The 12,844-nt window shown below is 56.4% G+C and carries 16 protein-coding genes; all 16 read right to left on the reverse strand.

Features of this window, described 5'->3' with window-relative positions:
- Nucleotides 1–64 precede the first annotated feature (64 nt).
- The 16 genes from M2118_RS04775 to M2118_RS04850 all read right to left on the reverse strand — a co-directional run bounded on the left by M2118_RS04775 (nt 65) and on the right by M2118_RS04850 (nt 12,839).
- Nucleotides 65–433, reverse strand: a complete 369-nt coding sequence (locus tag M2118_RS04775) for an RNA polymerase-binding protein RbpA (RefSeq protein ID WP_110233133.1) — start codon at nt 431–433, stop codon at nt 65–67.
- A 2-nt stretch (nt 434–435) separates the two neighbouring features.
- Nucleotides 436–684, reverse strand: a complete 249-nt coding sequence (gene secG, locus M2118_RS04780; protein ID WP_280794800.1) for a preprotein translocase subunit SecG — start codon at nt 682–684, stop codon at nt 436–438.
- A gap of 17 nt (nt 685–701) precedes the next feature.
- Nucleotides 702–1,487 (reverse strand): triose-phosphate isomerase, encoded by a 786-nt coding sequence (gene tpiA / locus M2118_RS04785; RefSeq protein ID WP_280794801.1) that lies wholly within the window; start codon nt 1,485–1,487, stop codon nt 702–704.
- Nucleotides 1,481–2,692: a phosphoglycerate kinase gene (locus tag M2118_RS04790; protein ID WP_280794802.1), complete on the reverse strand. Its 1,212-nt coding sequence runs from the start codon at nt 2,690–2,692 to the stop codon at nt 1,481–1,483. The genes tpiA and M2118_RS04790 overlap by 7 nt, the downstream gene beginning before the upstream one ends.
- A 15-nt stretch (nt 2,693–2,707) precedes the next feature.
- The gene (gene gap, locus M2118_RS04795; RefSeq protein ID WP_280794803.1) at nt 2,708–3,715 is read right to left on the reverse strand and encodes a type I glyceraldehyde-3-phosphate dehydrogenase; all 1,008 of its coding nucleotides are present in this window, start codon (nt 3,713–3,715) and stop codon (nt 2,708–2,710) included.
- 125 nt (nt 3,716–3,840) lie between these two features.
- The gene (locus M2118_RS04800) at nt 3,841–4,467 is read right to left on the reverse strand and encodes a superoxide dismutase (protein WP_280794804.1); all 627 of its coding nucleotides are present in this window, start codon (nt 4,465–4,467) and stop codon (nt 3,841–3,843) included.
- A 94-nt stretch (nt 4,468–4,561) separates the two neighbouring features.
- Nucleotides 4,562–5,536: a DNA-binding protein WhiA gene (gene whiA / locus M2118_RS04805; RefSeq protein WP_280794805.1), complete on the reverse strand. Its 975-nt coding sequence runs from the start codon at nt 5,534–5,536 to the stop codon at nt 4,562–4,564.
- A gap of 49 nt (nt 5,537–5,585) precedes the next feature.
- Complete coding sequence (gene rapZ / locus M2118_RS04810) at nt 5,586–6,464, reverse strand: RNase adapter RapZ (RefSeq protein ID WP_280794806.1); 879 nt, start codon at nt 6,462–6,464, stop codon at nt 5,586–5,588.
- A gap of 109 nt (nt 6,465–6,573) precedes the next feature.
- Entirely contained in the window at nt 6,574–7,494 is a 921-nt protein-coding gene (locus M2118_RS04815; protein WP_280794807.1) for an RluA family pseudouridine synthase, read from the reverse strand.
- Nucleotides 7,484–8,173, reverse strand: a complete 690-nt coding sequence (gene lspA / locus M2118_RS04820) for a signal peptidase II (protein ID WP_348519955.1) — start codon at nt 8,171–8,173, stop codon at nt 7,484–7,486. The genes M2118_RS04815 and lspA overlap by 11 nt, the downstream gene beginning before the upstream one ends.
- 2 nt (nt 8,174–8,175) lie before the next feature.
- Nucleotides 8,176–8,739, reverse strand: a complete 564-nt coding sequence (locus M2118_RS04825; protein WP_280794808.1) for a DivIVA domain-containing protein — start codon at nt 8,737–8,739, stop codon at nt 8,176–8,178.
- A 117-nt stretch (nt 8,740–8,856) separates the two neighbouring features.
- On the reverse strand, nt 8,857–9,183 hold the full coding sequence (locus M2118_RS04830; RefSeq protein ID WP_280794809.1) for a YggT family protein: 327 nt from the start codon (nt 9,181–9,183) through the stop codon (nt 8,857–8,859).
- Between the two features lie 17 nt (nt 9,184–9,200).
- Entirely contained in the window at nt 9,201–9,653 is a 453-nt protein-coding gene (locus M2118_RS04835; RefSeq protein WP_280794810.1) for a cell division protein SepF, read from the reverse strand.
- 35 nt (nt 9,654–9,688) lie between these two features.
- Nucleotides 9,689–10,399, reverse strand: coding sequence for a YggS family pyridoxal phosphate-dependent enzyme (locus M2118_RS04840; protein WP_280794811.1), 711 nt, complete (start codon nt 10,397–10,399; stop codon nt 9,689–9,691).
- On the reverse strand, nt 10,400–11,584 hold the full coding sequence (gene ftsZ / locus M2118_RS04845) for a cell division protein FtsZ (RefSeq protein ID WP_280794812.1): 1,185 nt from the start codon (nt 11,582–11,584) through the stop codon (nt 10,400–10,402).
- Nucleotides 11,585–11,723: 139 nt separating this feature from the next.
- Nucleotides 11,724–12,839: an FtsQ-type POTRA domain-containing protein gene (locus M2118_RS04850; RefSeq protein WP_280794813.1), complete on the reverse strand. Its 1,116-nt coding sequence runs from the start codon at nt 12,837–12,839 to the stop codon at nt 11,724–11,726.
- Nucleotides 12,840–12,844 lie beyond the last annotated feature (5 nt).

The raw sequence follows: 12,844 nt of genomic DNA on the forward strand, positions 1-12,844 counted from the left end.
CGACTCTTTCTTCGTTAGGAACAGATAAAAATATAGCCCCTGATTTCTCAGGGGCTATATGAAGCTACTTAGTGGGCTTGACCGTTCCGCGGCGGACGCGAAGCTGGTGAAGAGCATCTTCGAGAATCTGCTCAGCCTCTTCCTCGGTGCGACGTTCTTTCACATAGGCAAGGTGAGTCTTGTAAGGCTCAAGCTTGGCAAGCTCAGGTGGGTTTGCCTTGTCGCGACCTGCGGGAAGACCAGACTGTGGGCAGTCGATGATCTCAGGAATTTCTTCTTCAGGCAGGTTTGCTGCGAAGTAACGTACTGTCTCGTTACCGAGAGCATCCCAGTAAGAGATAGCAATACGTTCTGCGTGAATACCGTGATCTTGTTCTCCCATGGGTCCCGCGCCAACGCGCGAGCCACGGATTGCACTTCCGCCGGATGCCATAGTTATGCTCCTTGGAACTTAGTAATGAGGCCCAGCAGGATGATGCAAGTAATCCAGATCAGGCCCAAAATGATGGTGATGCGGTTGAGGTTACGCTCAGCCACACCAGAGGATCCCAGAGTCGAGCTCATGCCGCCACCGAACATATCGGAGACGCCGCCACCGCGACCCTTGTGGAGGAGGATCAGCAGGGTGAGGAGCAGGCTCGTGATGCCGAGCAGCACCTGCAGAACAATCTGAAGAATTTCCATAGCTACAGTCTACCCGACTAGATAACGTGCTTCTGGAAACGAGCAATGCTCGAGAACTCAGCAACGTCCAGGCTGGCACCACCGACGAGAGCACCGTCGATGTTGGGCTGACGCATGAAGCCAGCGATGTTGTTGGCCTTGACCGAACCGCCGTAGAGAATGCGAGTGCGCTGCGCTGCAGCGTCACCCAGAACTTCTCCCAGTGCCACGCGAATTGCAGCACAGACAGCTTCTGCTTGCTCTTCGGTTGCGACCTTGCCGGTGCCGATAGCCCAGACAGGTTCGTAAGCGATCACGATGTCTGCATCCTGAGAGACACCCTCGAGTGCCTTCTTCAGCTGTGCCACAGGAACAGCAGAAGGACCAAACTCTTCAAGCTCTGCTTCGGTTTCACCCACGCACAGAACAGGAACGACACCGTGCTTGAGCGCAGCCTTGACCTTGTTGCCCACGATTTCGTCGTTCTCGCCGTGGTACTGGCGACGCTCTGAGTGACCAATGATCACATAAGAGCAGCCCAGTGCCTTGAGGAATCCACCAGGAATCTCACCGGTGTATGCGCCGGAATCGTGCATGGAAATGTCCTGAGCCCCGTAAGCGAGTTCGAGCTTGTCTGCTTCAACCAGGTTCTGCACCGAACGAATGTCGGTGAAGGGTGGGAAGACCGAAACTTCAACGTCGGTGTACTTGTGGTTGGCGTCCTTGAGGGTCCATGCCAGCTTCTGAACGAAGGCGATTGCCTGGAGGTGATCCAGGTTCATCTTCCAGTTACCCGCGATAAGCGGGGTACGAGTGTTTACCATCCGAGGACCTCCAGGCCAGGTAGACGCTTGCCCTCGAGGAATTCGAGGCTGGCTCCACCACCGGTTGAAATGTGACCGAACTGGTCATCTGCGAAACCAAGAATGCGCACAGCAGCAGCTGAGTCGCCGCCACCGACAACGCTGAGGCCGTCGACTTCCGTCAGTGCCTGAGCAATTGCGCGAGTGCCTTCGGCGAAGGCAGGAATTTCAAACACACCTGCAGGGCCATTCCAGAACACTGTCTTGGATGCCTTGATCTGCTCAGCGAATGCTTTGCCGGTGTCGGGTCCAATGTCGAGGCCCATCCCTGTTGCACCAAAAGCGGTGTCTTCCAGGGCGTCTGCAGGAGCAATGACGTGCTCTGCATCTGCGCCAAACGTGCTAGCCATCACGATGTCGGTAGGAAGAATGATCTTCACGCCACGCGCTTCCGCATCTGCGATGTAACCGCGAACGGTGTCGAGCTGGTCAACCTCAAGAAGGCTGGCACCGACTTTGTAGCCCTGAGCCGCGAGGAAGGTGAAGACCATGCCGCCGCCCACCAAGATGGTGTCGACGCGAGGAAGCAGGTGGGAAATCACACCGAGCTTGTCAGAGACCTTAGAACCACCGAGAACGACCGTGTAGGGGCGCTCTGGGTTTTCGGTGAGGCGATCGAGAACATCGAGTTCAGTCTCGATGAGCAGACCTGCTGCGCTAGGAACCAGCTTGGCCAGGTCGTAGACAGAAGCCTGCTTGCGGTGAACAACACCGAAGCCATCAGAGACGAGAACGTCACCCAATTCTGCGAGCTGTGCAGCGAATGCGCCACGCTCAGTTTCGTCCTTGGCGGTCTCCCCTGGGTTGAAACGCAGGTTCTCGAGAACAGCAATCTGGCCATCAGCCAGAGCAGAAACCGTGGCCGTTGCCGAGTCACCGACGGTGTCGGTAGCGAAAGCAACAGGCTTGCCGAGCAATTCACCGAGGCGAGTTGCTGCGGGTTCGAGGCTGTACTTAGCCTCTGGTGCTCCGTCAGGACGCCCGAGGTGGCTCATCACCACGACACGGGCGCCCTGATCGAGCAGAGCGTTCAATGTTGGCAGAGACGCACGGATACGTCCGTCGTCAGTAATCACACCATCCTTGAGCGGGACGTTGAGGTCGCAGCGGACCAAAACGCGCTTGCCAGCAAGCGAACCGAGTGAGGAAAGGGTGCGAAGTGCCATATTGAATTACCTTCTTTAGAGCTGTTCGCCGACGTACTCAGTCAGGTCGACGAGACGGTTGGAGTAACCCCACTCGTTGTCGTACCAGCTTGAGATCTTGACCTGGTTGCCCAAGATGCGGAGCAGACCAGCGTCGAAGATCGACGAGTGTGGGTCGGTCACGATGTCGCTAGAAACGATCTCGTCTTCGGTGTACTTCAGAATGCCCTTGAGGTGACCCTCTGCAGCAGCCTTGAATGCAGCCTTGACCTGAGCCTCAGTGATGGGCTTTTCAACCTGGATGGTGAGGTCAGTGATCGAACCGGTGGGTACGGGTACGCGCAGTGCGAAACCGTCGAGCTTGCCGTTGAGTTCAGGAAGGACCTTACCGATGGTCTTTGCAGCACCAGTCGAGGAAGGAACAATGTTGATCGCTGCAGCGCGTGCGCGGCGCAGGTCAGAGTGAGGACCATCCTGCAGGTTCTGGTCAGCGGTGTAAGCGTGAACAGTGGTCATCAGACCGGTCACAATGCCGAATTCCTTGTCAAATACCTGCACGAGAGGTGCGAGGCAGTTGGTGGTGCAGGATGCGTTCGAGATGACGTGGTCAGTAGCCGCGTTGTACTTCTCGTTGTTAACACCCATTACGAAGGTGGGGATGTCATCGCCGGTGGGAGGAGCAGAGATCAGAACCTTCTTGGCACCAGCAGCAATGTGCTTGCCAGCAGAAGCGCTGTCAGTGAAGCGACCAGTGGACTCAATAACGACGTCAACGCCGAGCTTGCCCCAGCCGAGGTCAGAAGGGTCGCGCTCTGCGAGCACCTTGATCTTCTTGCCGTTGACGATGATGTTCTCAGCATCGTGCGATACGTCTGCATCCAGACGACCAGTTACCGAGTCATACTTCAGCAAGTGTGCGAGCACCTTGGTGTCGCTGAGGTCGTTTACGGCAACGATTTCGATGTCTGCGCCCTGTGCGAGTGCAGCACGGAAGTAGTTACGTCCGATACGGCCGAAACCGTTGATTCCAACTTTGACAGTCACTTCGTCTCCAAGTGATGTTAGGGAGCTACAAGCTCCAGCGGTGGTGATGGTGGAGGGAGGGTATTTCTTGGGAAATCAGTAGGAACGGGTGCCCCGAAAAGCTTCGAGACACCCGTTGTCAACTACTAAGAGAATAGCAGGACGCTGGATGCGCCCTTGCGTGCAGCGTCGAAACGCGCCGAAACATCAGCCCAGTTGATGATGTTCCAGAATGCATTGACGTAGTCACCCTTCACGTTCTTGTAGTCCAGGTAGAAGGCGTGCTCCCACATGTCGAGCATAAGCAGAGGAATGGTTCCTGCTGCAATGTTGCCCTGCTGGTCATAGAGCTGCTCAATGATGAGGTTCTTGCCCAGTGCATCCCATGCCAGGAATGCCCAGCCCGAGCCCTGCAGACCGAGTGCAACAGCGTTGAACTGTGCCTTGAATGCGTCGAAGGATCCGAAGAATTCATCGATTGCTGCAGCGAGTTCGCCGGTGGGGCGTTCTTCAGAACCGGGGGTCAGGTTCTTCCAGAAGATGGAGTGGTTGGTGTGACCACCGAGGTGGAATGCCAGGTCCTTTTGGAGTTTGTTGATGTTCGCGAAATCGTTCTTCTCGCGAGCTTCTGCCAGCTTCTCGAGTGCCATGTTTGCACCGTCAACGTATGCCTTGTGGTGCTTGCTGTGGTGCAGCTCCATGATGGTTGCGCTGATGTGCGGTGCGAGAGCTGCGTAGTCGTAGTCCAGCTCGGGCAGTGTGTAGTTAGCCACGGTGTTCTCCTTAGAACGTGCGTTGGGGTCTTACTGGTGTTAACCGTCTCGGCTTCAAGTTTATTGCCGAAATCGGGTGGTTTTTTGTGGAAAGTTAGGCGTCGATGTCGTCGGGAACAGCTGATTCAGTCCCCGGAACTCCGAGATCCTGAGCACGCTTGTCCGCCATGGCGAGCAAACGGCGAATACGACCAGCGACGGCATCCTTAGTCATCGGAGGATCAGCGTGGTGTCCCAGCTCATCCAGGCTGGCGTCACGGAAGTTCAGACGCAACTCCCCTGCATACTTGAGGTGTTCAGGGATGTCATCACCCAAGAGCTCGAGAGCGCGCTCTACGCGAGCACAGGCTGCGACTGCTGCTTGAGCAGAACGACGCAGGTTGGCGTCATCGAAGTTGACCAGACGGTTCGCCGTTGCGCGCACCTCGCGACGCTGACGAAGCTCTTCCCAGTTCTTAACGGTCTCGGTCGCACCCATGATCGTGAGCACTGCAGAAATAGCTTCGTCCTCGCGGATCACAACACGGTGAACTCCGCGAACTTCGCGGGCCTTAGCAGCGAACTGCAGGCGGTTTGCTGCCCCCACGAGAGCCATAGCGGCCTCGTTGGTGGGGCAGACGATTTCAAGTGCTGCCGAACGGCCTGGGTCGGTCAGTGATCCTGCTGCCAGGAATGCACCACGCCAGATAGCCGAAAGGTCTTCTATATTTCCCGTGGTGAGCTTGTTGGGCAGGCCGCGGATGGGGCGACGACGTGCATCGAGGAGACCGGTCTGACGGGCAAGTGTTTCACCGTCAAGCACGCGCACCAAGAATGTGGGAGCATTCTTTCCACCAGAGTTAGGTGAGAGTCGACCTTCGGAACGCACACCGTAGATCTCTGCCAAGTCTTTGCGCACGCGGGTGGCAAGTTCTTGGGAGTCCAGCTCTGCTTCAACCGCGATGCGTCCTGAGATGGTGTGCAGACCACCAGCAAAGCGCAGCACAGTAGCCAACTCTGCGGTGCGCACGCTCGTTTTGCCCGCGCCAACGGTAATCAATTCTTGTTTGACGTTCTCAGTGAGACCCATATCCCCAGATTCCTCTTTGTTTCTTCAGTAATGATGTGTTGCGTGGTCGCTATTCGCGACCAAAATCTCTGTGCTTAACCCGCACAACAACGCCCGGAAGTTCGGCGAGCCGCTTGGCAAGCTCCTCAGTGAGCGCCACCGAGCGATGCTTACCTCCGGTGCAGCCAATCGCAATCGTGGCGTGACGCTTATTCTCACGCTGGTAACCGGCAAGAACGGGCTCAAGTGCTTTGGCGTAGTTCTCTACAAATTCCATGGCACCAGGCTGGCCCAAGACGTAGTCAGAGACGGCCTTGTCCATGCCGGTACTCCCCCGCAGTTCTGGAATCCAGAATGGGTTGGGCAAGAAGCGACCGTCGGCAATGAGGTCAGCATCAGTGGGAGTTCCGTATTTGAAGCCGAAGCTCATGAGGTTCAGGCGAACACCAGCGGTGTCTTCTTGAGCAAATTGCTCAGTAATCAGGGTGGAGAGCTGGTGAATGTTGAGATCGCTGGTGTCAACCACGATGTCACTGCTTTCACGCAGTGCCGTCATGCGTGAACGCTCTGCCAGGATGCCTTCCAGGATCGTTCCATCGCCCTGAAGGGGGTGCGGACGACGCACAGACTCAAAACGACGAACCAGCGAGGCATCAGTGGCATCCAGGAACAGGACACGAACGACCGTGTCCACGGGCATGGATTGAATGATCTCTTGCAAGTTCTCAAAGAAGTCGCGGCCACGAACGTCGACCACAGCGGCAATCTTGGGCAGGTTGGCCCCTGCTTTATCCGCTAGCTCAACCAGAGGGCGAAGCATCTGTGGTGGCAGGTTGTCGACCACATACCAATCGAGGTCTTCCAGGGCGTTGCCCACAGTAGAGCGACCAGCGCCAGACAAACCGGTGACGATGAGCACTTCCTGCTTGGTGCGGGATTGCTCGGGCATAGTCACTTCCTTGATATCTGGGGCGTGTTACGGCGTGTCGTTCAAGACTAGCCATTTGCGACACGCCGGGAAACTCCGGAGGTGTAAACCTTTGCCTAGGAGTTGAAGGTTATCCCGCTGCCAGAACGTCGAGAGCGTGCTGCAGATCCGCCGGATAAGGCGAAGTGAACTCCACGTACTCCCCGGTAGAAGGATGAGTGAAACCTAATTTGTGAGCATGCAGCCACTGACGAGTAAGACCGAGGCGGCCACTCAACGAGGGATCAGCCCCATAGAGGCTGTCTCCGACACAGGGGTGGCGCTGGGCGGCCATGTGCACGCGAATCTGGTGGGTGCGCCCTGTCTCCAGCTTGATCTCCAAGAGGGAGGCAAAGGGAAAGGCTTCAATCGTTGTGTAGTGCGTGACAGCATGCTTGCCGTCGTTGGTGACGGCAAACTTCCAGTCAGATCGTGGGTGGCGCCCAATAGGAGCGTCAATCGTGCCCGCCAGAGGGTCTGGGTGGCCCTGAACAACGGCATGGTAAATCTTGTTGACCTTGCGGTCATGAAAGGCCTGCTTGAGAGCGCTGTAGGCCTTCTCGCTCTTAGCTACGACCATGAGACCCGAGGTTCCGACATCAAGGCGGTGAACGATTCCTGCACGTTCAGCAGCACCGGAGGTAGCTATGGTGAATCCTGAGGCGGCTAGTGCACCGAGGACAGTGGGGCCATCCCAGCTTGCTGCAGGGTGTGCCGCAACGCCGACCGGCTTATCCACCACGACAAAGTCATCATCGTCATAGACGATGCCGAAATCGGGAACCATCATCGGTACGATCTCGGGGCCACGCTTTTCTTCCCAAGAGACCGTCAAGTGAGCTTCAGCACGAAGCTTGTCTGATTTACCCAGGGGAACACCGTTTTGCTCAACGCCGCCGGCTTCAGCAATCTCTGCTGCCTGGGTTCGTGAAAAACCAAAGAGTCGGGCTAGCCCTGCATCAACCCGGACGCCATCAAGACCATCCGGAACGGGAGTGGATCTAGTTTCCACCTGCGCCACCGTCTCCGAACGAGCCACCGTCAAAACCACCATCGACAGTTCCATCAATCCCGACAGATTCACTGCCGCCTAAGACGCTGGAAGTTGTTCCGGCAGCACCGAGAAGAACAGTTGCACCAGCATCTGTCGTTTCAGGCTTGCGGTTTTTGCGAGGCTCACGCGTGCCATCAATGTGGATGCCCAGCAGCGTCAGCAGAACAAGCAGGCACATGCTGGAGACGATGGCAATGTCAGCCACGTTATAAATCGCAGGCATCATCCAAGGCGTTGAGATGAAATCAATGACGAGGCCGTTACCAAAGGAAACGACGCCTTCACCATTTTCTTTGGTCAATCGATCGGTCAAGTTACCGAGCGTGCCACCCAGAAGAAGGCCGAAAACTGCTGCCCATGCGATGGAGCGAATCTTGCGAGCAAAAACAATGATGACGACTGTGACGACCGCGGCCAAGATCGAGAACACCCAGGTTGTTCCCGAGGACAGCGAGAACGCTGCACCGGGGTTACGCACGAAATAGAACTGCAGGAAATTACCAAGTACTGGTTCACTCACACCTTCGGTGAGGGTCGACATGACCCACATCTTGCTGAGCTGGTCAGCAGTGTAGACAACGACAGCAGTAATGCCGAGAAGCGTCAATACAGCCCAAATGGGCCGTTTAACAGCCACCGTTAGTTCTTGGCTGAGTTAACAGCCACGTCGAGCTCATCAAGCTCCGACAACTGGGTAGAAATGAAACCACGAAGCTTTTCGCGGTATTCCTTCTCGAAACCGGTGAGTTCAGCAATACTGCTCTTGAGCTTGGACTTCTCGGTTTCGAGGGAGGACAGCTGAGACTTTGCAGTTGCTTCTGCTTCAGCAACGAGACGTGTTGCAGTCTCGTGACCTTCAGCGATGAGAGCGTCACGCTTCTCAACACCTTCACGCACGTGCTCTTCGTGAAGACGACGAGCGAGGGTGAGAAGATCGTTAGCACTAGCCGTTGCACTCGAGTCATCGACTACTGCAGGCGCAGGAGTGGAGACGGGACGAGCAGGAGCAGCAGACTCGCCGCCTTCGAGGCGTGCCTCTGCGGCTTCAAGCTTGGTGCGCAGTTCATCGTTTTCAGCGCCAAGGCGGCGAAGTTCGACAACGATCTCGTCGAGGAAGTCATCAACCTCGTCCTGGTCGTAACCTTCGCGGAACTTCGTCTGCTGAAAGCGCTTGTTTACTACGTCTTCTGGCAGTAATGCCATGTCGAGCCATCCTCAAGTGAGAGATACAAAAATGTGATGTCTAGGTGACAACCTCCCTAACGCTACCAAAAGAGTTGCAGTGGGAGGAAACACCTGGGAAAGAAATAAAGCTGTTTGCTAGAGAACCATCAAGTATTCGGCGATATACATTGCCACGATGGCCGCCAACATGACGACTGTCCAGCCAAAATCAAGGGCAATTGCACCAAAACTCATGGGCTTGACGAATCTGCGCACTGCAGTCATTGGCGGGTCAGTGATGCCATAGACAACACCGCTGATCACGAGCAAGAAGCTCGGTGGTCGCCAACCTGGTCGCATTGCACGCAGGAAGTCCAGAATCAGACGTGCCCACATGGCAATGACGAATACCAGTAATGCGTAATAGAGAATTACGCCCACAATGCCGATGACAGACATGAGTTCGTGTGAAGTAGCAGCCACCGTGAGCGGCAGGCTACTTACTCTCCGAAGAAGGTGGTGTCGACTTCAGCGGTCTCAGCAGCTGCATCGCCCGACACAGCAACGTGTGCTGGGGAGAGCAGGAATACCTTGCTGGTGACGCGCTCAATCTTGCCGAAGAGGCCCTGAGAAAGACCCGATGCGAAGTCGATGAGACGACGAGCATCAGTCTCGGTCATCTGCGAGAGGTTCATGATGACGGGAACGCCTTCGCGGAAGTTCTCAGCAATAACCTTGGCGTCCGAGTACTGCTTGGGGTGGACGGTTACGATCTCGTTCATGTCGCTCACAGCCTGGTTCTTTGCAGTGTTACGGCGCAGGGGGGTTACCTGTGCACGGCCAGCAGATACGGGAGCAACCTGAGGTGCTGCAGCGTATGCGGGTGCGTCGTAGCTCGTGTCCTCGTCAGCGAGACCGAGATAGACCATGGTCTTCTTGAGTGGGTTGGACATTGAGTACCTCCAGGAATAAAAACTTCTAATTGAGATTAACCGGAAACAGGCCGGTTACCCGTGATTGCAGAGCCAATTCGAAGGTGTGTCGCGCCTTCTGAGATGGCAGCGGCGTAGTCATGTGACATGCCCGTGGAAATGAAGGTTGCTGCCGGAATAACAGATTGAACTCGCTCTGATGCTGCACGAACCCGGGCAAAGGCCACTCTGGGCTCTTCATCGAGAGGTGCAACTGCCATCACTCCGAGCAAGTTGAGGCTGGGCTGAGCTGCGACAAGCTCTGCGAGTTCCACCACGTCGGCAGGTTGAACTCCACCTCGGCCTGGATCTTGAGTCAGGTTGAGCTGAACAAAGCAGTCCAAGACGGGAACAATATTGTTTTCGGGTTCACCAGTTGGGGTGAACGCCGCATTCCCCAGTGACGTGACCAAACTGTCTCGATCGACCGAGTGCACCACGCTGGCGTATTTGCGGGCAGCGCGTGCTTTGTTGGACTGAAGCTGGCCAATGAAATGCCAGGTGAGATCAAGCTCAGCAAGTTCGGCAGCTTTCGCTTCCGCTTCTTGGTGACGGTTCTCCCCTACGTTACGCACTCCGAGGTCGTAAAGATCACGAACAAGCTGTGCCGGGTGGAACTTTGTCACCACAATGGTGGTGAGATCGTTGACGTCGCGCCCAGCATTGCGGGCCGCCTCAGCGATTCCCTCCTCTACGAGCGCAAGGCGCTCGGCTAGGGAGGTACTCACTTACTTGAGGAAGTCGGGGATGTCGAGGTCGTCATCCTCGTCAACGTAGGAAGGAGTCACCGAAACGTGGCTGGTGGTTGCAGGTGTCGAAAGAACACCGGCAAGCTCGTCATCGGCGAACACACCTGTGGTCGAGGAGACAATGGGGGTGTCAGCGTAAATGCTCTCACCGGCGGGCAGGACCGAACCGGTGTCGGTCGAAGTGAATGCACGGCGAGGCATGGGCTTGTGCGTGGGCTCGCCACCATCAAAACCAGCGGCGATAACCGTGACGCGAACTTCGTCACCCAGGGTGTCGTCAATGACAGCACCAAAGATGATGTTCGCCTCAGGGTGTACGGCTTCGCCGACCAGTGCAGCAGCGTCATTGATCTCGAAGAGACCAAGGTTGGATCCACCCTGAATGGAGAGAAGAACGCCACGAGCGCCTTCGATGCTGGCCTCAAGCAGGGGTGAGGCTACGGCCAGCTCGGCTGCCTTGATCGCGCGGTCTGCACCGCGTGAGGAACCGATTCCCATCAGGGCAGATCCAGCGCCCTGCATAACCGACTTCACGTCTGCGAAGTCGAGGTTGATCAGACCAGGAGTGGTGATGAGGTCTGTAATTCCTTGAACACCGGCCAGGAGTACCTGGTCAGCTGTAGCGAAAGCTTCTTGTACCGAGATGCTGCGGTCGCTGATCTCGAGTAAACGATCGTTGGGAACAACGATCAGGGTGTCAACCTCGGCGCGAAGTGCGGCAACACCGCTGTCTGCCTGTGCCGCACGGCGCTTACCCTCGAAACCGAAGGGCTTGGTTACAACACCGATGGTGAGGGCACCAATGGACTTGGCAATCTTTGCCACGATAGGTGCGGCACCGGTACCGGTTCCACCACCTTCACCTGCGGTGACGAAGACCATGTCAGCACCAGCAAGTGCTTCTTCGATCTCTTCTGCGTGGTCTTCAGCAGCCTTGCGGCCAACTTCTGGGTCTGCTCCTGCACCCAGACCACGAGTGAGCTCACGGCCGATGTCGAGCTTGACGTCTGCTTCACTGAGTAGGAGGGCTTGTGCATCAGTGTTGACTGCGATGAATTCAACACCCTTGAGACCTAGCTCAATCATGCGGTTCACAGCGTTGACGCCACCACCGCCGACGCCGACCACCTTGATGACGGCGAGGTAATTCTGATTCATTGACACGTTGTGGCCTCCGCTAGAACCCTAAAGTTCAAGTCGAACCTTAAAGTTATGCTCAGTATGCATTTCTTGATTTGAGAGTAGGTCGAAGCAACCCGCTCCCCCGTGCGACACGCCAGAGGAACTGAGATACGAAAATAAATTAGCGAACGACGGCTGTTTTTGGCGAGGAGACGTCGTACTCACTGACCGAACCAACTGGGTTGACGGCGAGCAGTTGAGACAAGACTCGGTTCTTCATCGCGGCGTTTTCAGGTCCACCCCAGAACACACGGGCACCACCAACGAGAACAAGCGTCACATCATCAGTGGTGTTGGCAATGACTTCTTCCAGCTGTCCCGCCAAAGCACTAGGCAGAGAGAGGATGACGTCGATCGCGGCGGCAAACCCCTTGGACTTCACATCGCCGCCCTCGACAGTTATGAGAGGAACACCAGGAATGCGTTCAGTTGACACTTCCAAGACAACACCTGCAGGATCCACCATGGTGAGGTCCTTATTGACCATGACGTAGCCGATAGGGCTTCGTTCCACGATCTTGATTACCAGCGTGTGCGGAGGAACCGCAACGGTGGAATAGGTCTTCACCAAAGGCTGTGCCTCAACTGCTTTGCGAACCGCGCCCATGTCCACTAACGGAAGGGGCTTATTGATCTGCGGTTGCAATGCAGCTCTGATCTGGTCGGCAGGAACGCGGGTTGCGCCCTCGACCACGATGGCTTGCAAAGCAAGAACCGGAGTAAACACGCCAATTCCCACAAAGACCATGACCGCGGCAAGCGTGCTGGCAATGGATGCCCACATGATCTTTCGACGACGCAGGTGTGCTGTGAAACGGCGAACTTCATCACGCTCAAAAGCTTTTCTCGCCTTGACTGCCTCTTTGAGTTTGCGTTTGGCTTCTGCCGCCTCCTGCTGCGCCCTCGTGAGGCGACGAGCAGGACGTCGAGATTCTTTCCGGGCTTCCGTTACAACGGGCGTTACAGGCTTGCTGGGCTCGCTAGCAGGACGACGAATACCCTGAACTCGGCTTCCCGCCGTTTCGACGCGCGCAGGCCCGGAGGGAACTGCGCGAGGTCGCTGAGGAGAAGAGGAAGCCGCTCGAGCTGATGATTTCAGAGCTTTGCGCTCAGCACGCGAGGGCTTTGCTGCCTTGGGAGCTTTGGCAGGCTTCGCCGGGGTGGACTGTGCCCGGGCCTGCGGTTGAGAGGTTCGTGGCGGAGGTGTGACTCCGCCAGGCCCAACTGGACGTTTCATGAGGG

The organism is Aurantimicrobium minutum (genome assembly GCF_029892845.1).
Classification (GTDB): Bacteria; Actinomycetota; Actinomycetes; order Actinomycetales; family Microbacteriaceae; genus Aurantimicrobium; species Aurantimicrobium minutum_B.